23 protein-coding genes are annotated in these 25,671 nt (G+C 67.7%); 7 read left to right on the top strand and 16 right to left on the bottom strand.

What is annotated here, in order from left to right; all coding sequences use genetic code 11:
- The first annotated feature begins 101 nt into the window (after positions 1 to 101).
- On the top strand, positions 102 to 1,745 hold the full coding sequence (eccE, locus tag ACFTS5_RS18675; protein WP_378632369.1) for a type VII secretion protein EccE: 1,644 nt from the start codon (positions 102 to 104) through the stop codon (positions 1,743 to 1,745).
- 48 nt (positions 1,746 to 1,793) lie between these two features.
- Here the strand turns inward: eccE and ACFTS5_RS18670 are convergent, their stop codons facing one another.
- Positions 1,794 to 2,354 carry an NADPH-dependent FMN reductase gene (locus tag ACFTS5_RS18670; protein WP_378632367.1) on the bottom strand — a complete coding sequence of 187 codons (561 nt, stop codon included), beginning with the start codon at positions 2,352 to 2,354 and terminating at the stop codon, positions 1,794 to 1,796.
- Between the two features lie 55 nt (positions 2,355 to 2,409).
- Between ACFTS5_RS18670 and ACFTS5_RS18665 the strand changes: the two genes are divergently transcribed.
- Entirely contained in the window at positions 2,410 to 3,441 is a 1,032-nt protein-coding gene (locus ACFTS5_RS18665) for a GAF domain-containing protein (RefSeq protein ID WP_378632366.1), read from the top strand.
- Here the strand turns inward: ACFTS5_RS18665 and ACFTS5_RS18660 are convergent, their stop codons facing one another.
- Positions 3,442 to 4,248: an S-methyl-5'-thioadenosine phosphorylase gene (locus ACFTS5_RS18660; protein WP_378632364.1), complete on the bottom strand. Its 807-nt coding sequence runs from the start codon at positions 4,246 to 4,248 to the stop codon at positions 3,442 to 3,444.
- A gap of 134 nt (positions 4,249 to 4,382) precedes the next feature.
- Here ACFTS5_RS18660 and ACFTS5_RS18655 point away from each other — a divergent pair, with 134 nt between their 5' ends.
- A complete protein-coding gene (locus ACFTS5_RS18655) occupies positions 4,383 to 4,718 on the top strand; it encodes a metal-sensitive transcriptional regulator (RefSeq protein WP_378632361.1) in 336 nt (111 codons plus the stop codon).
- Positions 4,719 to 5,133: 415 nt separating this feature from the next.
- Here ACFTS5_RS18655 and ACFTS5_RS18650 read toward each other — a convergent pair whose 3' ends face one another.
- Positions 5,134 to 6,099 (bottom strand): helix-turn-helix domain-containing protein, encoded by a 966-nt coding sequence (locus ACFTS5_RS18650; RefSeq protein ID WP_378632359.1) that lies wholly within the window; start codon positions 6,097 to 6,099, stop codon positions 5,134 to 5,136.
- Between the two features lie 279 nt (positions 6,100 to 6,378).
- On the opposite strand from ACFTS5_RS18650, the gene ACFTS5_RS18645 reads away from it, so the two are divergent.
- Positions 6,379 to 7,755 carry an ATP-binding protein gene (locus ACFTS5_RS18645; RefSeq protein ID WP_378632357.1) on the top strand — a complete coding sequence of 459 codons (1,377 nt, stop codon included), beginning with the start codon at positions 6,379 to 6,381 and terminating at the stop codon, positions 7,753 to 7,755.
- A 38-nt stretch (positions 7,756 to 7,793) separates the two neighbouring features.
- On the opposite strand, the gene ACFTS5_RS18640 is transcribed toward ACFTS5_RS18645, so the two are convergent.
- The 11 genes from ACFTS5_RS18640 to infA form a co-directional block, all read right to left on the bottom strand.
- Positions 7,794 to 8,741, bottom strand: a complete 948-nt coding sequence (locus ACFTS5_RS18640; protein ID WP_378632355.1) for a nitrilase-related carbon-nitrogen hydrolase — start codon at positions 8,739 to 8,741, stop codon at positions 7,794 to 7,796.
- Positions 8,742 to 8,909: 168 nt separating this feature from the next.
- Positions 8,910 to 9,860 (bottom strand): helix-turn-helix domain-containing protein, encoded by a 951-nt coding sequence (locus tag ACFTS5_RS18635; RefSeq protein ID WP_378632352.1) that lies wholly within the window; start codon positions 9,858 to 9,860, stop codon positions 8,910 to 8,912.
- Between the two features lie 246 nt (positions 9,861 to 10,106).
- Positions 10,107 to 11,084, bottom strand: a complete 978-nt coding sequence (locus ACFTS5_RS18630) for a helix-turn-helix domain-containing protein (protein WP_378632350.1) — start codon at positions 11,082 to 11,084, stop codon at positions 10,107 to 10,109.
- A gap of 304 nt (positions 11,085 to 11,388) precedes the next feature.
- The gene (truA, locus tag ACFTS5_RS18625; RefSeq protein ID WP_378632471.1) at positions 11,389 to 12,201 is read right to left on the bottom strand and encodes a tRNA pseudouridine(38-40) synthase TruA; all 813 of its coding nucleotides are present in this window, start codon (positions 12,199 to 12,201) and stop codon (positions 11,389 to 11,391) included.
- A gap of 91 nt (positions 12,202 to 12,292) precedes the next feature.
- Positions 12,293 to 12,805, bottom strand: a complete 513-nt coding sequence (rplQ, locus tag ACFTS5_RS18620; RefSeq protein ID WP_378632348.1) for a 50S ribosomal protein L17 — start codon at positions 12,803 to 12,805, stop codon at positions 12,293 to 12,295.
- 21 nt (positions 12,806 to 12,826) lie between these two features.
- Positions 12,827 to 13,885: a DNA-directed RNA polymerase subunit alpha gene (locus tag ACFTS5_RS18615; protein WP_056818293.1), complete on the bottom strand. Its 1,059-nt coding sequence runs from the start codon at positions 13,883 to 13,885 to the stop codon at positions 12,827 to 12,829.
- Positions 13,886 to 13,976: 91 nt separating this feature from the next.
- On the bottom strand, positions 13,977 to 14,582 hold the full coding sequence (gene rpsD / locus ACFTS5_RS18610) for a 30S ribosomal protein S4 (protein WP_378632347.1): 606 nt from the start codon (positions 14,580 to 14,582) through the stop codon (positions 13,977 to 13,979).
- 24 nt (positions 14,583 to 14,606) lie between these two features.
- On the bottom strand, positions 14,607 to 15,020 hold the full coding sequence (rpsK, locus tag ACFTS5_RS18605) for a 30S ribosomal protein S11 (RefSeq protein ID WP_019045110.1): 414 nt from the start codon (positions 15,018 to 15,020) through the stop codon (positions 14,607 to 14,609).
- A gap of 9 nt (positions 15,021 to 15,029) precedes the next feature.
- Complete coding sequence (gene rpsM / locus ACFTS5_RS18600) at positions 15,030 to 15,401, bottom strand: 30S ribosomal protein S13 (protein ID WP_067448181.1); 372 nt, start codon at positions 15,399 to 15,401, stop codon at positions 15,030 to 15,032.
- Between the two features lie 180 nt (positions 15,402 to 15,581).
- Complete coding sequence (rpmJ, locus tag ACFTS5_RS18595) at positions 15,582 to 15,695, bottom strand: 50S ribosomal protein L36 (protein ID WP_056818299.1); 114 nt, start codon at positions 15,693 to 15,695, stop codon at positions 15,582 to 15,584.
- Between the two features lie 145 nt (positions 15,696 to 15,840).
- Positions 15,841 to 16,062, bottom strand: coding sequence for a translation initiation factor IF-1 (infA, locus tag ACFTS5_RS18590; protein ID WP_003418601.1), 222 nt, complete (start codon positions 16,060 to 16,062; stop codon positions 15,841 to 15,843).
- Between the two features lie 1,861 nt (positions 16,063 to 17,923).
- Here infA and ACFTS5_RS18585 point away from each other — a divergent pair.
- Positions 17,924 to 19,456, top strand: coding sequence for an AAA family ATPase (locus ACFTS5_RS18585; protein WP_378632469.1), 1,533 nt, complete (start codon positions 17,924 to 17,926; stop codon positions 19,454 to 19,456).
- A 53-nt stretch (positions 19,457 to 19,509) separates the two neighbouring features.
- On the opposite strand, the gene ACFTS5_RS18580 is transcribed toward ACFTS5_RS18585, so the two are convergent.
- A complete protein-coding gene (locus ACFTS5_RS18580; RefSeq protein WP_378632346.1) occupies positions 19,510 to 19,902 on the bottom strand; it encodes a DUF4254 domain-containing protein in 393 nt (130 codons plus the stop codon).
- A 281-nt stretch (positions 19,903 to 20,183) separates the two neighbouring features.
- On the opposite strand from ACFTS5_RS18580, the gene ACFTS5_RS18575 reads away from it, so the two are divergent.
- Both ACFTS5_RS18575 and ACFTS5_RS18570 read left to right on the top strand, forming a co-directional pair.
- Positions 20,184 to 20,993: a GntR family transcriptional regulator gene (locus tag ACFTS5_RS18575; protein WP_378632344.1), complete on the top strand. Its 810-nt coding sequence runs from the start codon at positions 20,184 to 20,186 to the stop codon at positions 20,991 to 20,993.
- Entirely contained in the window at positions 20,990 to 21,589 is a 600-nt protein-coding gene (locus ACFTS5_RS18570) for a GNAT family N-acetyltransferase (protein WP_378632343.1), read from the top strand. The genes ACFTS5_RS18575 and ACFTS5_RS18570 overlap by 4 nt, the downstream gene beginning before the upstream one ends.
- Before the next feature lie 8 nt (positions 21,590 to 21,597).
- Here the strand turns inward: ACFTS5_RS18570 and eccCa are convergent, their stop codons facing one another.
- On the bottom strand, positions 21,598 to 25,665 hold the full coding sequence (gene eccCa / locus ACFTS5_RS18565; RefSeq protein ID WP_378632341.1) for a type VII secretion protein EccCa: 4,068 nt from the start codon (positions 25,663 to 25,665) through the stop codon (positions 21,598 to 21,600).
- Positions 25,666 to 25,671: the final 6 nt, after the last annotated feature.

Here is a 25,671-nt window from a genome sequence, read left to right as displayed (position 1 = left end):
GAACAGTGCTCTCGTCCGGGCAACACAGTACAGTTCCCGGCAGCAGTTGTTCGCATTCGGCCATCGGCCGATCGACAAATGGGTACCTGGGGGAGGAACGAATGGCTGAGTTCACCGGGGCGGGACCGCGCCCGCTGTTCGGTCGGATTTCGCTGCCGCACCTACTCATTGCGCAGGTCCTCGGCCTGATCGCGGGGGTTGTCGCACTGGTCTGCCGCATCGATGCGCTGACGTCGCTCGCCATCGCCGTCGTGGTGGCGCTGCTGCCGCTGATCCCGATCGGCAAGCGCACGATCCTCGACTGGATCTCGACCATCCGCCGGTATTCCGCCAAGCGCGACTACACACTCGGCGACACCGTCGACTTCCGTGACACCGACGGGCGCTCGCTCGGCCTGTACTGGGACGGCAGTCGCGTGGTCACCGTCGTCGAGGTGCTGCCGCCGCGCGGCGGGCTGACCCGAATCGCTCGCACCGCCGTGCACGCCTCGCACCTGTTGCCGCTGCCCGAACTGGCCGCCTGCCTCCACCAGCACGACATCCTGCTCAGCGGGATCGACATCATCAGCCACGGCCACCGCAGCCGGTCCGGCACACCCGCGGGCGCGATCTACGAATCGCTGCTCGGCCCGCTGCCCGCGACCGCGCACCGCACCGTGTGGCTCGCCATCAGCTTCGACGCGGTGGCCTGCCCGGACGCGACGGCTCGTCGTGGCGGCGGCACCGACGGCGCTTCCCGCTCGGTCACCATCGCCACCCAGCGGATCATGCGCACGCTCGAAGACGCCGACTGCAATGCGCGCATCCTCACCGCACCGGAGATCCGCAAGGCCGTTCAGCAGATCACCGCAGGTCTCGATCCGCGCACGCTGAGTCAGCGGTGGAAGTACGCCGAGATCGGCAACGCGGTGAACATCGGCAGTGCGGTGGATCCCAAGCAGCTGGGTTCGGATCTGCTCGCGCAGCTGTGGGTCGCGCCGTCGCGGGGGACGACGGTCGCGGTGCGGTTGCGTCCCGGTAGCGACGCCGAATCCGTGAGTGTCGGCGCCGCATGGCGATTGACCGCGCGCGAGCTGCCCGAGAAGACCAAGTCCAAGGGCATGGTGTCGATGAGCGGTCGTCATCGCGACGCGCTGCTGGCGCACCTGCCGATCGCGGTGCCCGGTGTCGACGACACGATCCCGACCATCGAGTACCCGATCGACGTCATCGGCGCACTGCATCTTCCGTCGTCGGGTTGCGGGCAGCTGCTGGGCTCCGACGACGAGGGCAACGGCGTCGCCACCAGGATCGTCGGCGCCGGTATCTCCACCGTGTACGTCGCCGGTGAGCTGTACCTGGCCCAGCAGTTGGTGTTCCGCGCGCTGGCTGTCGGCGAGCGGGTGCTGGTGCGCACCGACCGGGCGCAGGCCTGGGAGCAGTTGGTGACCACCGTCGGCAATCCGGAGCGGCTGACCATCGCCGTCGAAACACACCAGTCCGACGCGGGTTTCACCGCGACGGTGGTGGACGGTGTGCTCGCGCCCGCCCCGCACGCCGGTGTCACCACGATCTACCTCACCGGTGATCCGAACGGCTGGCCCGCTTCTCGCCCCGACCTGGAGATCTTCCAGCCCGGAGCGATCGGCAACCGCGTGGTGCTGCGCACGGGAACGACCAGGGTGAACCTCACGCTGGTATCGATTCCGCGCGAGTCGACCTACATCGGCCAGCCGCGTGGTCAGCGCGCGATGGCGTCGGCCTGATCGGTTCGCCGTAGCTCGCGTCACCACGCGGGTGATGCCACGGCCGACTCAGCCCGGATACGGTTCCACGGTGCGGGCTGCCCGCAAAGTCGTTCCCCACCAGGACAATTGGTTCAGCATGCGGTCGCATGCGTCGATCGCGGCGGCGTCGTCGGTCATGCCGGCCTTGTCGAAGCGGCGTTTGGCCTGGGCGAAACTCACCGATTCGCGCACCGACACCATGTGCAGTTCCGCCACCACCTGACGCAACTGCTCGACCGCGCGCAACCCACCCGACAACCCGCCGTAGGAGACGAACCCGATCGGCTTGGCCCGCCACTCGTGCTTGGCGCTGTCGAGCGCAGTCTTCAGCGAAGCCGGATACCCGTGGTTGTACTCGGAGGTGACGGCGACGAACGCGTCCGCACCGGCCAGCCTGGCCCGGAACGCCTCGACCTCCGGCGTCTCGGTGAGGTCCGTCGGCAACGCCAGATCCCGCAGATCGAGCACCCCCACCTCGAATTCCGGCCGCTCCCCCAGCGCGGTGACCAGCCAGCCGGCGACCACGGGCGCGAATCGCTCGGGCCGGGTGCTGGCGACGATGATCTCCAACCGCAGCGGTGCATTCATGCCGCCGAGCTTATCGACCCCGAAATGCCCCGGTACCGGAGCCGCTGGTCGGCTCGTGCACCATAGGGCTGTCGGTTTCGTTCATGGGGCGCAGGGGGTCGCACGGGTGATTATCGGGCGTTGGCAGTTGGTGGAGACGTTGGGGACGTCGCGGGATTGGTCGATGTTGACCGCGGGTACCACGCCGCGCGAATGGGCGTCGTATCAGCGGGCTGTTCCGGCCCGGTTGCAGCCGTTGATCGCGGCCGCGCACGAGACCGGGACGCCGGTGGAGCAGATGTTGCCGAAGTCGCGCAACCCCTGGTCGGAGTTGCGATTTCGGGCCGTGCCGGTGTTGTGGCCGGACTCGTCCGTGCATGCGGTGAAGGTGTGGGTGGGGCCGGAGGTCCCGGCCGACGAGCTTCGCGTGGCCCCGTTCCAGGTCGACGCGTACGCCCGCGTGGTCCGCACTCATCCCGCCGGGCTCGGACCCCACTTCGGTTCGGCCCCGGTCGAATACAGCGGTGCCGAGCCGTTCGAGCGGATCGAGCGTTTCGATCGCGCACTGGAATTCGTTGCCGCGCTGTACCGTTCGGAACCTCGGAGCAGGTGGTCGGGCGTCGCCACCGTGCATTCGGCGATCGGCCCGCGTTCGCTGCTGGTGGCCGCGCGCAACGGCGACGCCGAGCAGCGGTTCACGTGGCGCGGAGTGTCCGTCGATGTCACCGACAGTGTTGCCCCACAAAACAAGTCGTTCGAGGCCGCGACGCTCGAATTGCTGCGCGAGTCCCAGCCGGGCCTCTACCTGGTCATCGTCGACACCGCCCAGGTGCGCGCGGTGCGCTGGGTCACCGAGCCGGTGCCGGGGCTGACATGGCGCGGGGTCGACGAGCGAACCGTCCCGCATCCCGAGGACCGGCCCAGAATCGCCGCCCTGCGGGCCGAGGTGCTGGCCGGTGCCACGCGCGCCGGGTTGAGCGGGTTACGGCTGGCCGCCGAGGCGGGTGGCTGGCTCACCGTCGACGTCGAGGTGTCACCGCTGCCCGGCGGCGGCGCGGCGCCTGCTTTCCTGCTCGCTCAGTTGCAGGTCACCGCGCAGCCGGGGTGATCAGGGCAGTTCGAAGGGCAGCGACACCCCGGCGTGTACGCGGCAGCGCTCGCAGGTGTCGGTGTCGTCGACCGCGGTGACCGCACGTCGCATGAGCTCTTTGAAGGGTCCGAGGTTCTTCTTGAATTCGGCGAACACATCGACTGCGTGCACACCGTCGCCCTCTTCCAGGCCGGCATCCAAGTCGGTGACGAGAGCGACTGCCGCGTAGCACATTTCGAGTTCGCGAGCGAGAACAGCCTCGGGGTGGCCGGTCATGTTGACCAGGTCCCAGCCCTGCCCGGCGAACCAGCGGCTCTCGGCGCGGGTCGAGAAGCGCGGGCCCTGAACGACGACCATCGTGCCGGAATCCTCGACCCGAAGGTCACCGGCGGACTTCACCGCGGCGGCGCGCAGATCATCGCAGTAGGGATCGGCGAAGGAGACGTGCACACCGCCGCCGTCGAAGTAGGTCTGCGGGCGACCCGAGGTCCGATCGACGAGCTGGTCCGGCACCGCCACGGTGCCGGGACCCCAATCGGCGCGCAGGCTGCCGACCGCGCACGGCGCGAACACCCGGCGCACCCCGAGCGAACGCAGCGCCCACATGTTCGCCTGGTAGGGCAGGGTGTGCGGCGCGAACTCGTGCTGCTTGCCGTGCCGGGGCAGGAAGGCGACGGCGCGGCCCTCGACCTCCCCGATCGCGACCGGCGCACTCGGCGCGCCATACGGTGTGTTGACCTCGACGTGCACCGCGTCGTGGTCGAAGAAGTCATAGAAACCGCTGCCGCCGATGACGGCGAGTGCGGGCCGGGGAAGCGAACTCATAGCGCCGATTCTTCCGCCCGGGCCGTCCGCGCGCAGCACCGGGGACCTGTCACCTGACATTTCGACCGCGAAACTGTACCCTAGGGGGGTATTAGTTCGCCACGCGAGCTACCAGGCAGGCGAGGAGACCTACGGTGACAACACCCACCCCCGACACCGCGACCGGCGGCGAGCACGCAGGCCACGCAGGCCACGGCTACATCACCGCCAAGGACGACTACCTCAAGCGACTGCGCCGCATCGAGGGTCAGTCGCGCGGCCTCCAGCGGATGGTCGAAGAGGAAAAGTACTGCATCGACATCCTCACCCAGGTCTCCGCCATGACCAAGGCACTACAGGCCGTCGCGATGGGGCTGCTCGAGGATCACATCTCACACTGCGTCGTCGACGCGGCGATCGCCGGTGGACCCGAGGCCGAAGCCAAGATCAAAGAGGCCACCGACGCGATCGCCCGGTTGGTCAGATCCTGACCGACTCACGAAATCGCCAGTGAGCCCGCGAGCCGAACCGTCACCCTGTCCGCAGACAATCCTGTCCGCCGGTCCGCGGCTTCGTCGCCTCGCCGACTACGAGATCGGCGGACAGCAGCCCTGACTTACACGGTGAATCCGGAGAACGCGGCGACGTGGACCTGCTCCCGCCACAGGTCCACGCGCCGGTCCGGGCACACGTGGTCGACTCCCCCCCAGGACGCCGACCCGGCCCAGTTCGGTGTGGTAAACCGCCGACGGCGCTACACCGCCGGCGAAGACTTCACGTTCCAGTGGCGTCGGCCATCGTGATCGCTCCTCGTACGCACTGGTCCGACGAGATCCAGTGTGCTGCGAGAACGATCGTGCTGGCAGTCCTCCCGCGCCAAGCCTCTGACAATCAGTGCCACGTTGATCAGCCGATGTGCGACTGCCGATATTCGCCGGGCGTCATCCCTGTTTCCTGGTGGAACACCCGATAGAAGTGCCGTTCGGAGGCGAATCCCGAGGCGTAAGCGACCGCTGCGGGTGGGTGGCTTCTCGTGCGGGCCAGCAGCTTTCGCGCATGCATGATTCGCAATCTGCGCAGGGTGGTGCTGAGGCTGTCGCCGGTGCCGTCGAAGATTCGGAACAGCGTGCGGCGCGAGATGTGACAGGCCGCGGCCACCTCGTCGACGGTCAATTCCGGGTCGGTGCACCGCTTTCGGAGGTAGACCATGACGTGTTCGCGACTGAGCGCGTCAGCAGGGGCATCGACAGGTTCGCTCCCCGCGGCGAGCAGCACCGCCGAGCCGAGGAGGTCGAGCGCACTTCTGGCCAGGATGTCGGCCTGTGCGGGCGATTGCGCGCGGACCCGGGCGAGCTCACGAAAATAGGTGGCCACCACGCCCGCCGGGCTGTCCGGAGCAATCGCGGTGGCGGTCGGTATGCGGACCTCGGCGAGACCCGGCTGCAGGCGGAGCAGTCGCGTCGGCACTCGCACGAGCACCTGCTCGTAGGACACGCTGTCGTGCCAGAGCGAGGGTCGCGCAGTGTCGAGAAATGTCATCTCTCCCGGCTTGAGCAGCACCGAGCGGCCGTCTTGGGTGAGCCGGGCACGACCGGCGACCTGAATGCTGATCAGCAGGTATTCCTCGTCGGCACACGCCACATGCGTCTTGGTGCGCCGGAATTCCTGATTCCCGCCCGCGAGCGCGGTCAGCGAGAAGTCGGCGACTCCGGGCAAGGGACTGCTGGTGAGCCTGCCGAACGTGGGCGCGTCCAATGTGGGATCGAGCGCGAGTGGGAAATACGTCTTCGTCATCAACGCTTCCCACTGCTCGAACTCCGCACTGCGCGGTGTCGGCGCCGAGAACTCCAGCGTCGTCGTTTCGTTCGCCACAGGCGACCTCCGGAAACGAGAATCGGGTGCTGCCGTCATTGCGGCATCGCCCAGAAGAATACCCCCGCTCCGCGCCTCGAATGCGATTGCAAATGTACTTACATTCGGTCTTGACCAGGTAAAACCTCCCTGCGCAAGCCTCTTTCAGCACACTCCGGTACGAGGGCCGCAGACAGCACCCGACACACGTGCGCGCGGTACCGGAAGACGTGACCGGGCCGTGTTTACTGGTGGTTGCCAGCAGGATGCTCGTCGACGCGCCACCGGGAGGACACATCCATGTCTGCCGAATCCGCTGTCCTGTCCGTGCGCTCCGAGGACGGCCGCTCGTTCGTCGTCGAGAACGCCGCGGCCAGCTCCTTCCCCGCCGGATCCCTGATCGTGGTCAGTTGCGCGGGGCGCAGGCAGCTCGGGCTGGTCGAGGAGCGTACGGCGACCGTGCCCGTCGGGTTACGCGGCAGGTTGATCGGCGAACTCACCGATGACGGGATCGACACCAGAGCCAGTCACGCCTTCGACGGCGGGGAGATCGGCCCCGCCGATCGCGACACCGTCGCCGCGCTCCACCACACCACCGGCGCCGAACTCGAGGTCGGCGTGAGTCTGTCGGCGCCCGGCGGCCCCGCCCGACTGCTCCCCACCCGCTTCAACCGGCACACGTTCTGGTGTGGCCAGAGCGGTTCCGGCAAGACCTACGCGCCCGGCGTCGTCCTCGAGCAGCTGATCGCGCACACCGCGCTGCCGATCGTCATCTTCGACCCGAATTCCGATTTCGTCCGCATCGGCGAGGTGATCCCCGGCGCCACCGGCCCCACCGCGCAGGCCCTGCGCGAGCGCGATATCCGCGTCCTGCGACCGAAATCGGAGCCACCCGGTCGCCTGCGGGCGAAGTTCATCGACATGCCCTTGACCTCGAAGGCCGCTGTGCTGCAGCTGGATCCGGTGGCCGACAGGGAGGAGTTCAACGAACTGATCCATCTGTCGTCGGCGATGTCCGGCGAAGTCCACGATGTCCTGGACAACCTGCGTGCCGTCGAGAACACGGCTCGCCGCCGACTCGCGATGCGCGTGGAGAATCTGGGACTGCTCGACTGGGAGGTCTGGGCGGGAACCGACCAGGCGGTCACCGAGATCGTCGCCGATCGACCCGATGTGACGGTCCTGGATCTCGGCGGATTCTCTACGCCCGCACAGCAACTCGTCGTCGCCTTGTCGCTGCTCGACGATCTGTGGGCCAAACGCGAGGAACGCCGCCCGGTTCTGCTGGTGATCGACGAAGCGCACAACCTCGCCTCGCCCCGGCTCGAATCGCCGGTGGCCGTCGCCGTGCGCGAGCGGTTGATCCAGATCGCCGCCGAGGGGCGCAAATTCGGTCTGTGGTTGCTGCTGTCGACACAGCGCCCGTCAAAGGTGCACCCCGGCATCATCTCTCAGTGCGACAACCTCGCCTTGATGAAGATGACCTCCCCATCCGACCTGGAGGAACTCGGCACCTACTTCGGCTACGCGCCGAGCGGCCTGCTCGCCCAGGCGCCCTGGTTCCGACAGGGTGAGGCGTTGCTGGCGGGCGGATTCGTCCCGACGCCCGCCCTGGCCAAGGTGAACGCCCGGCTGACCCGTGAAGCGGGCGCCGATGTCTCGGTGCCGCTGCGATGACGTCCGGCTTCGTCGCACTGTGGTTCGCGGCCGTCGCCTCAGGCCCCCGCGAGGCCGACGCGCACCGGCTCACGCCGCACGATCCGACCGCTCGGCCCCCGGACCGGCAAGCGCTCACCGCGGGGCGCGGCCGCGGCGGCCGGGCGCACGGTGCGACCGAGATCTAGATCGGCGTAGAGCAGTCCCTCTTCGCCTTCCGCCAGCGGTGCGGCGAGTTCGAGTCCACCGGGACCGAAGATTCGCGAGAGGCCGCCACCACCACGCAGCAGGCGCCGCTCCGGCATCCGCGCGTCGACGACCTCCCAGCCTGCCACCGGCACGACCGCGACGGGCGCGATGACATGGGTCGATCCGTCCATCGCGTAGCGAACGCTGGCAGCGGTATTGAGGTCGGGCCCCCATTCCTTGCCCTCCCCGTAGTACACGGTGAAGCCCGACCAGGCGGCGACGTGGAGCTGCTCGCGCTGATCGTGCATCTGTCCACGCAGGTCGGCGCGGAGATGATCGGCGCCGCCGAGGACGCCGATCCGGCCGTGCACGGTGTCACGAACCAGCGGTCCCCCACCGGGCGAGGCATTGAAGACAGTGCGCTCGAGCCCGGTCGGTTCCGCCTTGCGAGCGACGGCGATGGTGCCGTCGGCATCGATCAACGCCTGGGACATGAAGACCTCGTGTCCGGCCCGCTCGGCGAAGCCGATCGAAACGTGCACGCCCGTGCGCCGGGCGGCGTACGCGATGGCACGCAGTTCGGGACCGTCGGCGGTCAGCGCGTTGGCCAGATACCTGGCCAGGAATTCCTCACCCCAATCGACCGAATTGAGCCACATCCACCACGGGAATCCGGGCAGGAATGTCTCCGGAAAAGCGATCACTTGCGCGCCGCCGCGTTCGGCCGACGCGATGTATTCGATTGTCTGTTCGACTCCGGCAGACAGATTCAACCACTTCGGCTCGGCTTGCACCGCTGCCACGCGTACCCGACTCATCGTGCCCCCTTGTCCGCTCAACCAGTGAAGAGTGTTCAATTCACTCTCTCGCAGAATGGCGCCACACAAACTGTCATCCTGTGCCAGCCGACTGACCGTTTGTGCCAATCCGCCGATTGCGATGAGTTTCGCCGAGGTCTACCGAAATATCGCGTGAGAACGGCGGTATCAGATAGTCAGCGCGCTCGACGCGAGCATGCGGAATTCGCCGGGAGTCATCCCCGTCTCCAGCCGGAAGGCCCGGAAGAAGTGTCGTTCGGAGGCGAAGCCGGACGCGAGCGCGACCGTCGCCGTCGCGCGGCCGGGGTCGCGAGTGAGCAGGGTGCGCGCGCATTCCACCCGCATGCGCCGCAGCACGGCGCTGAGTCCGTCTTCCACATCACCGAAGAGCCGGTACAGCGTTCGACGCGATACCAGACAGGCACGGGCGATGTCGTCGACGGTCAGGCTCGGGTCGGCGCACCGGGTCCGCATGAAGGACAGCACCTGCTCGCGGGACAGCGCCTGCGCCGGCTGACCCGACGGGATTTCGCCCGAGGCCAGCCGGACCGCGGAGGCGAGCAGTTTGACACCGTTGTCGGCCAGGACGGTCGCATGGCCGGGAGCGCTCTGCTGGATGCGGGCCAGATCGCGAAAGAAGCCTGCGACCACCCCACCCGCGCTGTCGGCGGTGACCGTCACCGCGGTCGGCAACGGGGATCCGCCCGGGCCGAGCTGTTGGCGCAGGACCTCGAGTGGCGTCTGCACCACGACTTGCGCCCACGGACCCTCCAGGTCCCAGTGGTACGGGCGCGAGGTGTCGTAGAAGACCATGTCGCCGGGGCGGACCGAGGCCACTCGATCGTCCTGGTGCAGCAGTCCGGAACCCTCGGTCAGGATGGAGACCAGGAGGAATTCACCGTCGGTCTTGGCGATCCCGCGAGGCGTGCGGCGGATGCGCTGGCCGCTCGCGCGGACCGTCGACAGATCGAAGCCGGGGTGACTGCTGCGCTCGATGCGGCCGTGGAAGGTGCCGTCTCCGCTCGGATCCGCCATCAGCGGGACGTAACTCTCCGACAGCAGCGACTCCCATTCGGCAAACGATTCACGTGCTCCGGCGCGGGTCTGCGCGATCTCCATGCCAACCACCTCGCTCCCTATCCGAGTCGAACAGCAAACAGTTGGCGTCGCACAATCGTCGGGCTCGCCCGTGGCCGAGCCTGCCAGATCAACCGTCCAATTTCCATCAACTGTTTCCGAATGGGATGGTTTGTCGACATCGGAAATGCGTCTAGCACCGCCGATTCCAGCGGATAACCGTCATGAGTCTTTCAATATGAAACATCCATGTGAGGCACATCACCTAACCCGGCTTGACGGCAATCGTCAGCCGATATCGGCGCCGGAACGAGCTACTACTCGGTATTCACCCGGCGTCATACCCGTCGCCGCTTGGAACGCACGATAGAACTGTCGCTCGGTGGCGAATCCCGACGCGGTCGCTACCGCCGCGATCGAACGGAAGTCGCTCGCCACGAGCAACACCCGCGCCCGCTCCAACCGCATTCCGCGTAGGACCGCCCCGAGCCCGCCCTCGAACTCCGCGACCACCCGATAGAGCGTGCGCCGCGACACCCGGCAGCCGTCCGCGATCCGCTCGATCGTCAGTTCGGGGTCGGTGAAATGGGCGCGCAGATAGTCCAGCACCTGCTGCCCGTTCACCGCCGCGATCTGCGCCCGGCCGGGCCGCTCACCCGCCGCGATGGTGGCCGCCGCACCGAGGAGGTCGATGCCGCTGCCTGCGAGCACAGCCGCCGCCGCCGGATCGGTGCTGTGCAGCTGGGCGACCTGGCGGAAGAATCTGGCCAGCATGAACCCGACGCCCCCTTCCCCGATCACCATCCCGGCAGGCAGCACATCGGCACGGATACCCAGGTGGTCGACGACCTGCTGCCGGGGCACCCGAACCGTGAGATCCTCGATCAGGCCCTCCGAGCGCCACCGAATCGGCTGCGAGGTGTCGTAGAAGATCATCGCGCCCGGTGCCAGCTCGACGCGGTTGCCCGCGTGCTCCACCTGGGCGTGGCCGGCGAGCACCACGCTCCCGATGACGTGGAAATCGTCGGCCCTGGCGATATGCCTACGCGTACGGCGCAATTCGTGCCCCTCGGCGACCACCGTGCCCACCGAGATGTCCCCGAAGTCGGCCGACCTGATCCGCCCCTCGAACGGGCGCGACACGGTGGGCGCGATCGACACCTCGGTGATAGCGCCGGCGACCAGCTGTTCCCAGTGCGCGAAAGCGTCCGGCACCGCGATCTGCGCGGTCGAGCAGATCTCGGGAAAACCTTCGAACGACGTCATCGCCCGACGTCGCTATTCCAACGCGACAGGGCGCATGCTCGCCCCGAATTCAGCTGGCGCCATTCGTGTCTCCGCCATGATCGCTGCCACTCGTCGAATGAGGTGGCCGAGGAAGTATCCATCGTCTGGGAAATCTAGCATCGCCACCGATTACCACACCGATAACGTGAGCGCCACCACCACAACTCGGCGGCCGGGACAAGAAATTTTCCTTATTTTCTTCGAGTAGGGAAAAGTCTCGAACAAATATCGGATCGCCACTCGACAGTTCAGGTGTCACAAATTCGGTGAATGGATACGGCTATTAATCGCCGCAGCAACCGCCTTCGGGCACCGGTACAGTTCTGGATTCCCGGGTTTGGACATTACGGGCGGCGAGGTCGGCGTCGGCCGGATAGTCGACGGCGATGAGGCTCAAACCGTGGGCGGGAGCGACCGTCACCGAGCTGGAACGTGCGGTCTCGGCGAGCAGGGACGTAGTCCATTCGGGGGCTCGGCGGCCCTCGCCGACCGCGAGGACGGCGCCGACGAGGCTGCGGACCATCGACCAGCAGAAGGCATCGGCGCTCACGTAGGCGGTGAGCAGGTCGCCGTCACGTTCCCAGTCGAAGCGCTGGAGTTCGCGGATGGTGGTCGCGCCCTCGCGACGTCGGCAGAAGGCGGCGAAGTCGTGCAGGCCCAACAGGTTTCGTGAAGCGGCGCGCATAGCCTCGAGGTCTACGCCGGGCTTGCACGGCACCACTCCGCGCGCCTGCAACGGCTGGGCGCCGTAAGGGGCGGTGGTGAGCCGGTAGGCGTAGTGGCGGCGCATCGCGGAGAAGCGGGCGTCGAACTCGGGCGCAGCGGTACGGATTTCGGTGATCCGCACGTCCTTGGGCAGGAACTTGGCCATCCGGTACAGCAACTTGTCGGCATCGAACTCGGACTCGGTGTCGAAGTGCGCGACCTGTCCCTCGGCGTGCACGCCCGCGTCCGTGCGGCCTGCGACCGTCAGCTGCAGCGGCTCACGCAACACCTTCGACAGCGACTCCTCCAGCACGCCCTGCACGGTGCGCAACCCTGGCTGACGTGCCCAGCCGGTGAAATCGGTGCCGTCATAACTGATCCCGAGCCGCACCCGAGTCATGCCATCCTCCTGAATTCGCACGCGGAAAAGAACCGAGCCCGCCACCCACGAAGGGTGACGGGCTCGGCAGAACTCCTGAGAATCAGGCGTCCTTCTTGTCCTCGGTGGCCTCGTCGGCGGCCGGGGCGTCAGCCACGGTCTCGTCGGCGACGGTCTCCTCGACCTCAGCGGCCGGAGCCTCTTCGGTCTTCTGCGAAGCGGCGACGCGACGGGCCCGATCGGCCTCGTTGGTCACGGTCTTCTCGCGGACGAGTTCGATGATGGCCATCGGCGCGTTGTCACCCTTGCGCGGCAGCGCCTTGGTGATACGGGTGTAGCCACCCTCGCGACCCTCGAACGAGGGGCCGATGTCCGCGAACAGGACGTGCACGACGTCCTTGTCGCGGATGTCCTTCATGACCTCACGACGGTCGGCAAGGCTGCCGCCCTTCGCCTTGGTGATGATCTTCTCGGCGTAGGGACGCACCGCCTTGGCCTTGGCCTCGGTGGTCGTGATCCGACCGTGCTCGAAAAGCGCCGTGGCCAGGTTGGCGAAGATCGCCTTCTGGTGCGACGCCGAGCCGCCGAACCGGCGGCCCTTCTTGGGCTTGGGCATTGTGGGTTTCTCCTGGGCGTATTAAAGCTGTTCGGTTTCGGCGTAGTCCTGCTCGCCGCCGTCGGTATCACTGAACGTGCCGCTGTCGCTCCACGTTCCGGTGCTCGCGTCGTAACCCACCACGGAGGACGGGTCGAACGACGCCGGGCTGTCCTTGAGCGAGAGGCCCAGCGTGTGCAGCTTGACCTTCACCTCGTCGATGGACTTCTGGCCGAAGTTGCGGATGTCGAGCAGGTCCGACTCGGTGCGGGCAACGAGCTCGCCCACCGTGTGCACACCCTCGCGCTTGAGGCAGTTGTAGGACCGGACGGTGAGGTCCAGGTCCTCGATCGGCAGACCGAACGAGGCGATGTGATCTGCCTCGGCCGGGCTGGGGCCGATCTCGATGCCCTCGGCTTCGACGTTGAGCTCACGGGCCAGGCCGAAGAGCTCGACCAGGGTCTTACCGGCCGAAGCCAGCGCGTCCCGAGCCGTGATGGAGTTCTTGGTCTCCACGTCGAGGATGAGACGGTCGAAGTCGGTGCGCTGCTCGACACGGGTGGCCTCGACCTTGTAGGTCACCTTGAGCACCGGGGAGTAGATCGAATCCACCGGGATCCGGCCGATTTCCGCGCCGGTCGCCTTGTTCTGCACGGCGGGCACGTAACCGCGGCCCCGCTCGACGACGAGCTCGATCTCGAGCTTGCCCTTGTCGTTCAGGGTGGCGATGTGCATGTCCGGGTTGTGCACGATGACGCCGGCAGGCGGAACGATGTCACCGGCGGTGACGGTGCCCGGGCCCTGCTTACGCACGTACATGGTGACCGGCTCGTCCTCTTCGGAGGACACGACCAGGCCCTTGAGGTTCAGGATGATGTCGGTGACATCTTCCTTCACGCCGGGGACGGTGGTGAACTCGTGCAGGACGCCGTCGATGCGGATGCTCGTGACCGCGGCCCCCGGGATGGAGGACAGCAGGGTACGACGCAGCGAGTTGCCGAGGGTGTAACCGAAGCCCGGCTCGAGGGGTTCGATGGTGAACTTCGAGCGGTTCTCCGCCACAACCTCTTCGGTCAGTGTCGGACGCTGGGAAATCAGCATGAGGATCTACTTCCTGTTCAGGGCATCCGCTATTTGATGCCTCGTCAGTGATTGCGGGGGTCGCCGCGTAGCGACCCCCACCGTTAAGCGATTACTTCGAGTAGTACTCGACGATGAGCTGTTCCTGCAGCGGCACATCGATCTGCGCGCGCTCGGGCAGCTGGTGCACCAGGATGCGCAGGCGGCCGGGGACGACCTGCAGCCAACCGGGAACCGGGCGGTCGCCGACGGTCTCGCGAGCCACCTGGAAGGGCAGCGTCGGGAGCGACTTCTCCTTGACATCGATGATGTCGTACTGGGAGACCTGGAAGCTGGGGACGTCCACCTTGACACCGTTGACGATGAAGTGACCGTGGCTGACCAGCTGACGGGCCTGACGACGGGTACGGGCCAGACCGGCGCGGTACACGACGTTGTCCAGACGCGACTCGAGCAGACGGAGCAGGTTGTCGCCGGTCTTACCCTTGAGGCGGTTGGCCTCTTCGTAGTAACGACGGAACTGCTTCTCCATGACGCCGTACGAGAAGCGAGCCTTCTGCTTCTCCTGCAGCTGCATGAGGTACTCGGATTCCTTGATCCGCGCGCGGCCGTGCTGGCCGGGCGGGTAAGGACGACGCTCGAACGCCTGGTCGCCTCCGACGAGGTCGACGCGCAGACGACGCGACTTGCGGGTGATGGGGCCTGTATAACGTGCCATTTTGAGCTTTTTCCTTTCCCGCTATTAGACGCGACGCCGCTTGGGCGGACGGCAGCCGTTGTGCGGCTGGGGAGTGACATCGGAGATCGAGCCGACCTCCAGGCCGGCGGCCTGCAGCGAACGGATCGCGGTCTCGCGGCCCGAACCCGGGCCCTTCACGAACACGTCGACCTTCTTGACGCCGTTCTCCTGCGCCTTGCGGGCAGCGTTCTCGGCAGCGAGCTGCGCGGCGAACGGGGTGCTCTTACGCGAACCCTTGAAACCGACGTGACCCGACGACGCCCACGAGATGACATTGCCCTCGGGGTCGGTGATCGAGACGATGGTGTTGTTGAACGTGCTCTTGATGTGCGCGTGGCCGTGCGGGATGTTCTTCTTATCCCGGCGACGCGACTTCTGAGTCTTCTTCGGGCCAGCGGCCCGGCTCTTCGGAGGCATACGCTATCCCTACTTCTTCTTGCCGGCGACGGTCTTCTTCGGACCCTTGCGCGTACGCGCGTTGGTCTTGGTGCGCTGACCACGAACGGGCAGGCCACGACGGTGGCGGATGCCCTGGTAGCAGCCGATCTCGATCTTGCGACGAATATCGGCCTGAACCTCGCGGCGCAGGTCACCTTCGACCTTGTAGTCCGAAGCCTCGATGTACTCGCGGAGCTTCGCCAGGTCGTCGTCGTTCAGGTCCTTGGAGCGCAGGTCGGGGCTGACGCCCGTCTCGGCCAGGATCTGGGTGGCGCGGGTGCGCCCGATTCCGAAAATGTAGGTCAGCGCGATCTCCATGCGCTTTTCGCGCGGGAGATCAACGCCCATCAGACGTGCCATGTGGCAGGTTCCTTAATGGTTGCGGAGGTCTGCTCCCCGTCCGTCCCCCCGTCTTCACAAAGGTGGGGGCACCGGCCTCCGTGCCGGTGGATGGCGCGCACAAGTGCGTGCGCGCTGGAACTGGGAGTGCTTCTTTCGGTCAGTCCGATCAGACGATCGGTGCCCGGTGGTGAGGCTGTATCAGCCCTGACGCTGCTTGTGGCGCAGGTTGTCGCAGATCACCATGACCCGACCATGACGGCGGATCACCTTGCACTTCTCGCAGATCTTCTTGACGCTCGGATTAACCTTCACGTCAGTCCAATCTTGTATTGGTCCACACAGGTGGTGTGAACACAGTTTTTCCCCAGCCAGAGGACTGGGGAAGTCTGGTGTGCGTCCCGTTGCCGGGACACTGTGCGACGCCGCGCGCCGGTGAGGCTCGCGACGCCGTCAGGCATCACTTGTAGCGGTAGACAATCCGGCCGCGTGAGAGGTCGTACGGCGACAGCTCGACGACAACGCGGTCTTCCGGAAGGATACGAATGTAGTGCTGCCGCATCTTTCCGCTGATGTGCGCGAGAACCTTGTGACCGTTCTCGAGCTCGATCCGGAACATCGCATTGGGCAGCGGCTCGACAACTCGACCCTCGACCTCGATGGCCCCGTCTTTCTTCGCCATATCCTCCGCGATCCCGGTTACGCTCAACCTGAGTTTGATGGCCGTCCGCGTGTGTGGCGTCGACCAAGAGCCCGTCGACATGCATGCGAACAGTCGGCGCATAGGTGCACCGCCGCTCAAGCTTACCGGGCCGGGCGGCCAGAGGCAAAAGTGCCCCGAACCGTACACCCTGACCGGGCCCCGTGCCGCACAATCGGGAGGCCTGCGAGCGCGCCGCCCTGAGCACGGTGTCCAGCCACCGGGCGGCCACCACGCCGTGGGGGTTGTCGCGTAAACTCACCGGCGTCGGAGAAGTGGGTCGATCAGATCGGGGGACCCTGGTGAGCGAGGCGTGCCGGTGAGCCGCAACAACGACAGCCTCCCCATGCTGCCGCCGTGGCTGTCGGAGAGCGACGTCACACAGGTCGGTTACGAGGCTCCGGTCGAGAACCTGCCCCAGGACGACGAGATCGACGACGCACCCAAACGCCGCCGCTTCATGGGCGGGCGCGGTGACGACGCGCCGCGCAAGGAAAAGGGCAGGCGCCGCCGCAAGGATCGCGAATCCGAGGAAGAGGCAGCCACCCCACGTCCGGGCGAGGCTGTCGACCAGCGCCGCCCCGCCGAGCCGACCCATCAGTCCGGTTCCGGCTGGTCCACCCCGCAGCAGCCCGCCGACCCGCTGATCCCCGGCCCGTCCCACCAGCAGCCCCGCCGCGAAGAGCAACCGCGTCCGCAGCCCACCTACGAGCAGCCCGCACCCCAGGCCGGCCGCGATGCGTCGCAATACCAGCAGCCACACCAGCAGGCCGCGCCCGCACAGCCCAGCGCCGGGTGGCAGGCTGCCCCGAACCCGCTGACTCCGCCGGTCAGCCCACCGCCGCCGGCCGATCCGGCGCCGCGACCGGACACCAGCGGTCCGTCGTCGATTCCGGGGCCCTCGGCCGCGGATCCGGCGCCGTGGGCCGGCGGTCAGGCGTCGACAGCGGCTCCGTGGTCGTCGGGTCGGCCACCGGCGGATCACGCACCGGCATCCACCGGTACGCCCCCTCCGCTCCCGCCCGCACCTATCAGCGGGCCTGCGCACGCGGGCCCGGCAATACCCGCGCCGATCAGCGAGGCGGTGGATCACGCCGCGAACGCGCTCCCCACCCGCACGCCCGCGCCACCGTCGACCGGCTTCACCCCGCTCGGCCCGAACCAGCAGCGTCCCGACCTTCCCCCGCCCCCTCCCCTGCCGGACCCGCCCGCGCGGCCGACCCAGGCCCCACCGCGCCTGACCGTCCCGCCGCAGCCGACCACCGCCGAACCGCGGCCCGTCGCTGCCGAGCAGCCGGTCGAGCAACCGGACCCGGCGCCATCGCCGGTCACCGCGCGTAACGAGGTCGAACAACCCAGCACGGACGCCCTGTCGATACCCGCGCCCGGCGAGGTCGAGCAGTCGGCCGATGTACAGCCTTCCTCGGCATCGTCGTTCCAGGAGACCGAGCAGGCCACACCGCCTCGTCCGTCAACCGCCGAGGTGCCCGAACCGACCACGGCGACGACCGCCGCGGAGTCCGCCGAATCGGCGGCAACCGGTGCGCGCCACTCGGCCGACGGGCTGTCCGCGCCCGACGAGGACGCGATCGCGCCACGACACGGGTCGCCGTACAGCTCCGGCGAGTCCGTAGCTCCGCAGCAGCCACCGGCTACCGAGCAGCGGTCGCCGTACGCATCGGGCGAGCGCGTGCCGCCGTCGGCTTACCCCGCGACGCAATACAACCCGGTCCCCGGTGATCCGGCACCGGTCGCGCCGACGCATGCGCCGGATGGGCGGACCGAGGTGTACCGGTCCGACGATCCACGGCTACACGGCAGTGCGCCGGGTGAGCACGGTCAGGTGAGTCGGCAGGGTGGCACCGACCCCGCGGAACAACCACGCGCCGCGCAGACCGGTTATCGCTCGGGTGAATTCGTGCAGGCGGCCGACACCGCGTCGCCGTATCCCCGCCCCGACGGCACCCCGGCCCAGCACCAGCAGCCCGACGGTCTGCCCACGTACGGTCCCGACGGCGTCGCCCAGCGGCCCGACGGTGCGGCACCGCAGTATCGGCCCGATGCCGCACCCGCGCAGCAGCCCGACGGCGCTCCCGTACCGCCGTATCGGCCCGACGGCTCCCCCGCTCCGCAGTATCAGCAGCCGAATCAGGGGGCGCAGCAACAGTTCCCGCCGAACGGTCCGGCACCGCAGTACCAAGCCGACGGCACGCACGCGCAGCAGTACCAGCAGCCGCAAGGCCCCGGCCAGCAGTACCAGCCGGACGGCCCACCGGCACAGCAGTACAACCAGCCCAGCGGGCCCGGTCCGCAGTACCAGCCCGACGGCACGCACGCACAGCAGTACCAGCAGCCGAACGCGCCGCAGCAGTACCAGCAGCCGGGCAACTACCAGCAGGGCCACCAGCAGCCCTACGGTCAACCGGGTTGGGGCGCACAGCCACAGGGCTACCAGCCCTCGCTCGACGACGTCCCGGTCAAGCGCGCGAAGAAGGCCCCCGGCAGTGGTTGGCGCAAGGCCGTGCACCACGTGTCCGGCGGTGCGATCAACCCGGGGATGTCCGCCGAGGAGCTGCGCCTGCAGGAACTCGTGGCCCGGATCCGCCAGCCTGTGCGCGGCGACTACCGCATCGCGGTCCTCTCGCTGAAGGGCGGCGTCGGCAAGACCACCACCACCACCGGTCTCGGCTCGATCTTCGCCTCGATCCGCGGCGACCGAGTGATCGCCGTCGACGCCAACCCCGACTTCGGCACCCTGTCGCAGCGCGTCGCCATCCAGACCCGTTCGACCGTGCGCGATCTGCTGCTCGACCCGGCGATCCAGCGCTACTCCGACGTCCGCAGGCACACCTCCCAGGGCTCGAGTCGCCTGGAAGTCCTTGCCAGCGAGCGTGATCCGGCCGCGTCGGAAGCGTTCAACGACGAGGAATACCGGGCCGTGGCCCGCATTCTGCAGCGCTTCTACAACATCATCCTCACCGACTGCGGCACCGGTCTGATGCACTCGGCGATGAGCGGCGTCCTCGACCTCGCCCATTCGCTCGTGCTCATCTCCTCGGCCGCCATCGACGGCGCCCGCAGCGCCGCCGCGACCCTGGATTGGCTGTCCCTGCACGGCCACGACCACCTGGTTCGCAACGCGGTGGTCGTGATCAACCTCCCGCGCGAGGGCTCACCCAACGTCGGCGTCCAGCAGCTGCGCGAGTACTTCCTGTCCCGCTGCCGCGCCGTTCACATCATCCCGTTCGACGAGCACCTCTCCGAGGGCGCCGAGATCGACCTGCACCGCTTGCACAAGACCACCAAGCGCGCGTATGTGGAACTGGCGGCGACGGTGGCCGACGAGTTCGGCGTCCACCACCACCGGCTCGGCTGACACGCACGTCCGCGGTGTGCACCGCGGACGTGGTGTGCGGTCGAAGTGCTAGCTCACCACTCGGGCAGCCGCCTGCGCCCGGCCAGTACGTCACGCACCAGATCGTCGTAGGCGTCGGCCAGTTCGGCCAGGTGATGCCACGCGCAGTGCAGCATTTCGTCGTTGGCCGCCAGCGTCATCAGGGCGTGGTGCGCTCGCACGGAAGCCTCGGCCATGCGGTCGATGACCGCGCCGACGGTCTCCGTGTGCAGCGTGGCGCCGAGGCGGTGCTGCGGGATGGACCGCAACACCCAGTCGTCGATCGCCAGGACCAGTTCACTACGCCGGCAGTCGATTTCGCGCAGGACCACCGGATCGGTGTCGACTCGGCCGCCGCGCCCGACGATGCGTTTCTCGTGCAGCACGGCCAGATCGCGCGCGAACCACAGCAGCGGTCCCCCGACCACCCGATGTCCACGACACGCCCGGACGAGAATGTCGGAGAGGGGTAACAGACCGGTAGCTGCCGGGAGCCCGGCGGAATCGACACTCCGCACTGTGTCGGGGAAAGCCATGACAACTGTTGAACTCTCCGAACCAGCCACATTGCCTCGCCGTCATCGCCGCAGAGCACCGGATCAGGACGTTCATTACAATAAACCTCGCAAGCTTTCTGTCAAGCATTACTCGGCCGTAGGTAACCGATACGAGTACACTTCGTTACCTGCACGACCTACCGAGGAGCATGATGGCGGACGGTCCGACCTATCTCCGGATCGCGAACCTCCTCCGTGAGGAGATCCACGCGGGCACATGGAAACCGGGCGACCGGCTACCCAGCCACTCCGAGCTCGCCGATCAGATGCAGGTCTCGATCACCACCTCACGCAACGCGATTCAGGTGCTCGTCGCTGAAAATCTCGTCTACACAGCGACTTCCCGCGGCACCATCGTGCGCAACCAGGAAGTCCTGGAGTCGGTGGTCACCGACCACATCCGGCGCGATCGGCCCAGGTCGGCGCACGACATCTTCGAGGAGATCGCGCGCGCTGCCAACCGGGAACCGTCCAAGCAGTTCAGCACCAGGATGGAACCCGCGAACACCGAAGTCGCACGCTGGCTCGGTGTCGCCGCCGATTCCTGGGTGCTCGCGCGCACGGTCGTGCAGTACCTGGACAACGAACCGTGGTCGTGGGAGGTGAGTTTCTACCCCCGCGACCTCGCCGAAGCTGCGGGCATCGACTCGCCACACGACATCCCCGAGGGCACCACCCGCCGCCTGGCCGACCGCGGCTACGGCGAGACCGCCCACCGCGACACCGTGCTGGCCCGCGCCGCCACCGCCGAAGAAGCGGCAGTGCTCGGCGTAGCCACCGGCACCGTCCTGCTCGACCATCTGCGCATCGGCGCCAACCACGAACGCGTCACCCGCGCCACCCGCCACCGTTCCCTGGCGGGCCGCAACCAGCTGGCCTATCAGCTCGGCGACACCACGGGCACCGACGTCATCGCCCGCACGTTGGGCATCGCACCCCGGTTGGCCGTCGCGCTGCCATGACGGTGCGCCTGCGCCCGGCCACCCTGGGCGACCTGCCGCTGATCTGCCGCCTGCGTGTCCAGCGCACGTCGTGGCTGACGGCACGCGGGTCGGATCAGTGGACGGTGGCGGGGCGCGGCCGACCGATCGAGATCTTCGCCGGGGCGGTCGGGCGGGCGCTGGATCGCGGTGAGACGTGGATCGCGGAGGTCGACAGTGAGCCCGCGGGGACGATCACGGTCAACCAGCGAGCCGATCCCGGACTGTGGTCGGCGTGGGAGCTGGCCGAGTCGGTGATCGTGCATTTCATGATCGTCGACCTGCGGTTCGCGGGTATGCAGGTGGGGCACCGGATGCTCGCCCACGCCGCGCGGCTGGCCGACCAGAAGCACCGGGACTGGGTCCGCCTCGATGCCTGGACCGCCAACCGCCACCTGCACGACTACTACCGCCGTGCCGGCTTCACCCTGGCCCGCATCGCCGACCCACTGACGACCGGCCCGTCCTGCGCGCTGTTCGAACGCCGCACCGACAGCTGGTGCGGTCCGCCGGTCCGCCGCGCGGCCCACCGGCGTTCCGTCCCGGCACTGCCGCTGATGGATCGCTTTCCCGGCTGACCGCGGGGTTACAGCGGTGGCAGGTCGGCGATGTGCACGAGTTCGATGCCCTGGCTCCGGGAGACCAGTGTGCCTCGGCCGGGCGGCATCTTGCTCGGGCGAACATCGCCGATCAGCTTTCCCTCGTCCCGGGAACCGCTCATGATCAGCGTCTGCACCGACAGGTTCTTCATCGCGCCGAGCACCGGGTCGTACAGCGCACGCGACGCGCCACCGATGCGGCGGGTGACGACCAGGTGCAGGCCGATATCGCGTGCCTGCGGCAGGTATTCGAGCAGCGGGGCGAAGGGATTGACCGATCCGGTGACCACCATGTCGTAGTCGTCGACGACGACATAGATCTCCGGGCCGGACCACCAGCTGCGTTCGCGCAGTTGCTGCTGGGTGATGTCGGAACCCGGAATTCGCTTGGCCAGGTAGCCCGCGACCTCGGCGATCATCGGCCCACAGGTCTGTGACGAGGTCGAGTATCCGGCCAGCTGATCCCCCTCGAGCACACCGAGCATGGTGCGCCGGTAGTCGATCAGGATGACCCGCGCCTCGGACGCGTCGGACTGTTCGGCGATGCTCATCACGATGTTGCGCAGCAGCGTGGTCTTGCCGCATTCCACGTCCGCGAAGGCCATGAAGTGTGGTTCGAGACCGAAATCCAGCACCAGCGGCTGCAATTCGGACTCGCCGAGACCGACGACGACCTTGCTGCGGTCGAGCTTCACGCCCTGCCCCTTGGCGGTGGCGACGACCTCGTCGCGCGGGAAGCTCAGCGGCAGCATGCGCACCTGCGGGGCACGGCGTCCCGGATACAGCGCGATGAGCTCTTCCCGCGCCCTGGTGACACCGTCGGCGACCGTGGACGGGTCGGAGTCCGAATCCAGGCGGGGCAGCGCGATCAGCATGTGCAACTGTTCGCGGGTGAGACCGCGACCCGGCCTCCCGACCGGAACCTGGTGCGCGGTGCGGCGATTCATCTCCGAGTCACCGGGATCGCCCAGACGCAGCTCCAGCCTGGTACCGACCTGGTCCTTGACCACCGGCCGGATCTCGGCCCAGCGCGAGGCGCCGATCATCAGGTGGACGCCGAAGGAAAGACCCTGGGTGGCAATGGCATTGATCAGCGGTTCGAGGATGTCGAATTCCTCGCGGATGGCGCCCCAGCCGTCGATCACCAGGAACACGTCACCGAACTGGTCCGCGGCGAGCAGGTCGCCCGGCGCGGCGGTGGTCCCGTTGATCTGTCGCGCCTCGAGCGCGGAGAACTTGCGCCGGCGGAACTCGGCCATGGATTCGATACCGAGCTCGGCGAACCGTTCCTCGCGCTGCCGCATGAGGGTGGTGAGCTCGGCGATGGTGCGCCGGACCCGATCGCCGTCGAGACGACCGGCAACCGAACCGACGTGCGGGATCCCGACCAGACCGGCCATGCTGCCACCACCGAAGTCGAGGCAGTAGAACTGCACCTGCTCGGGAGTGTGCGTGGCGGCCGCGGCCAGGATGATCGTGCGCAAGGTGGTCGACTTGCCCGACTGCGGGCCACCGACCACCGCGACATTGCCCTGTGCGCCCGCGAGATTGATGGTGAGCACGTCGCGGCGCTGCTCGTAGGGCTTGTCGATGACACCGATCGGCATCCACAGCTGACCGTGCCGGTTCACCGGCGAACGCCAGTCGGGGTCGGGCAGCAGCATGTCGGCGGTCGGCGATTCCTCCAGCGGTGGCAGCCACACTTCGTGGGCGGGCCTGCCGTGCCCGGTCAGCCGCTTGACCACCACGTCGAGCAACGAATCCGGGATACCCTCCTCGGCGCTCTGGCCACCGGGTGGGGGCGGTGGGGGGAGTTCCGGACGACCGCGCAGGATCGGGTCGGTCTCCTCGTGTTCCGGCTCGAACTCCGCGGCTTCGACGGGGGCCGCGGTGAACACCACGGGCCGCTGCCCGCCGACCGGCGCGCCGTCGTCGTCGATGACCGTGCCGACCGGCGCGACATAGGAACCCGAGACATAGCTGGCGTTGAACCGAAGCGGTTCGGAGGCATCGCTTTTCAGGTAGCCCGCGCCGGGCACGCTGGGCAGGTGGTAAGCGTCGGTGATGCCGAGTACCGCGCGTGATTCGTTGGCCGAGAAGGTACGCAGACCGATCCGGTAGGACAGGTGCGATTCCAGGCCGCGCAGCTTGTTCTCCTCCAGGCGCTGCGAGGCCAGCAGCAGATGCACGTGCAGCGAGCGACCGAGACGGCCGATCATCACGAACAGTTCGGCGAAATCGGGTTTCTGCGAGAGCAATTCGGAGAACTCGTCGACCACCACGAACAGCGCGGGTAGCGGATCGAGCGGAACGCCCGCCGCCCTTGCCTTCTCGTAGTCGGTGACGTTGGCGTAGTTGCCCGCCGAGCGCAGCAGCTCCTGGCGGCGGTTCATCTCACCGGCGAGCGCGTCCTTCATACGGTCGACCAGCGAGAGCTCGTCCTCGAGGTTGGTGATCACGGCCGCGACGTGCGGCAGCGAGTCGAGGCCGAGGAACGTGGCGCCACCCTTGAAGTCGACGAGGACCAGGTTGAGGGCATCCGGCGAGTGCGTGGTGACCAGCGAAAGTACCAGCGTACGAAGGAATTCCGACTTACCCGAGCCGGTGGCGCCGATGCACAGGCCGTGCGGGCCCATGCCGTTCTCGGCCGACTCCTTGATGTCGATCTCGACCGGCGTGCCGTCTGGGGTGATACCGATCGGCACCCGCAGACGTTCCCGCGCGGTTCGCGGTCGCCACACCCTGGCCGGGTCGATCTGGGCGGCGTCGGGAATGCGCAGCAGGGCCATCAGGCCGGGGTCGCTGGTGGTGCCCTCCCCCAGGCTGACGATCTGCGCGGCCGTCGCGAGCCGGTAGCGGGCGAGTGAGCGCGCGAAGGCCGCCGCCTCGGCCTGGCTGACCTCGTCGGCCGTGGCGAACCGTTCCACCCCGGCGGCGCTGCGCGCCGACACCGCGCCGTCGGCGACGACCAGTTGCAGGCCGCGGCGCGCCGCGAGTCCGTTCTCCGGCGCGGTCAGATCGAGCACGGTCACCGAGTCGAGGCCGGATTCGCTGATGGTGCGCTCGTTACCGCTGATGTAGCCGTCGTCGATCACCACCACCAGGTGCAACCGGCCCTGGGTGGGCTGCGGATTGCGCATGAACCGGCCGCGTTCCATCAGCTCGGCCTGCAACGCCGATTCGAGCTCGCCCAGCGAGGTGTACATCATCCGCGCCGAGCCCAGTCCGTCGCGCACCGACGGATGCTGCACGTGTGGAAGCCATTTCGCCCAGGCCCAATGCGTATCGGGATCGGCGCAGACGATGGCGACGACGAGATTGTCCGGCCCGTGGAAGGTGGTCAGTTCCATCAGCATGGCCCGCACCAGCTCGCGGCCCTCGTCGAGGTCACCGCCGATATTGATGGCGGGAAAGGCCCGCAGCGAGACCGCGGTCGGCAGTTCGTGCACCACCGAATGCGTGCGGACGAAACGGCGCAGCGCCACCGTGGACACCGGTTCGAGATCCTCGAGCGGGCCGGTTTCGGGCCGGGCCAGCTTGGTGGCGAGGCGGTGGCTGCCGACGCCGACTCGCACATGCCCGAAGTCGGGGTCGTTGGGGCGGCGCTCCCACATCCGCCTGCTACCGATCAGCGAGGGCAGATCGGCGGGTTCGGGATGACTCCAGCCGAGCGTCTCGAGCTGTTTGGTGCCGGTGGTGCGCACGTCCTTGCGCACCTGGTCGAGATACCGGAAGTAGTCCTTGCGTTCCTCGTTGAGCTCGACGGCACGCTTGGGACCACCGCCGCGCATGCCCGCCATCATGCCGACCATCGACATGAGCATCATCATCGGGAACATCATCATCATCGGATTGGCCAGCAGATTGCGGCCCATCGTGACCATCATCGCGATCATGCCGACCACCGCGACCACCATGATGACGGGCATCAGCTTCATCATCAGCGGCGACGGGATGGCACGCTGGATCTCCGGCGGCGGGGTGAGCGCTACTTCACCGCCCGGTGCGCGCGGCGGCGCGATCCGGGGGCGACGGACGAAACCTTCGGTTGCCATCGAACC

Source organism: Nocardia sp. NPDC056952, from assembly GCF_042674185.1.
GTDB lineage: Bacteria > Actinomycetota > Actinomycetes > Mycobacteriales > Mycobacteriaceae > Nocardia.
Note: the sequence above shows the minus strand (reverse complement) of the source record. Positions and strands in the feature narration are given on the sequence as shown.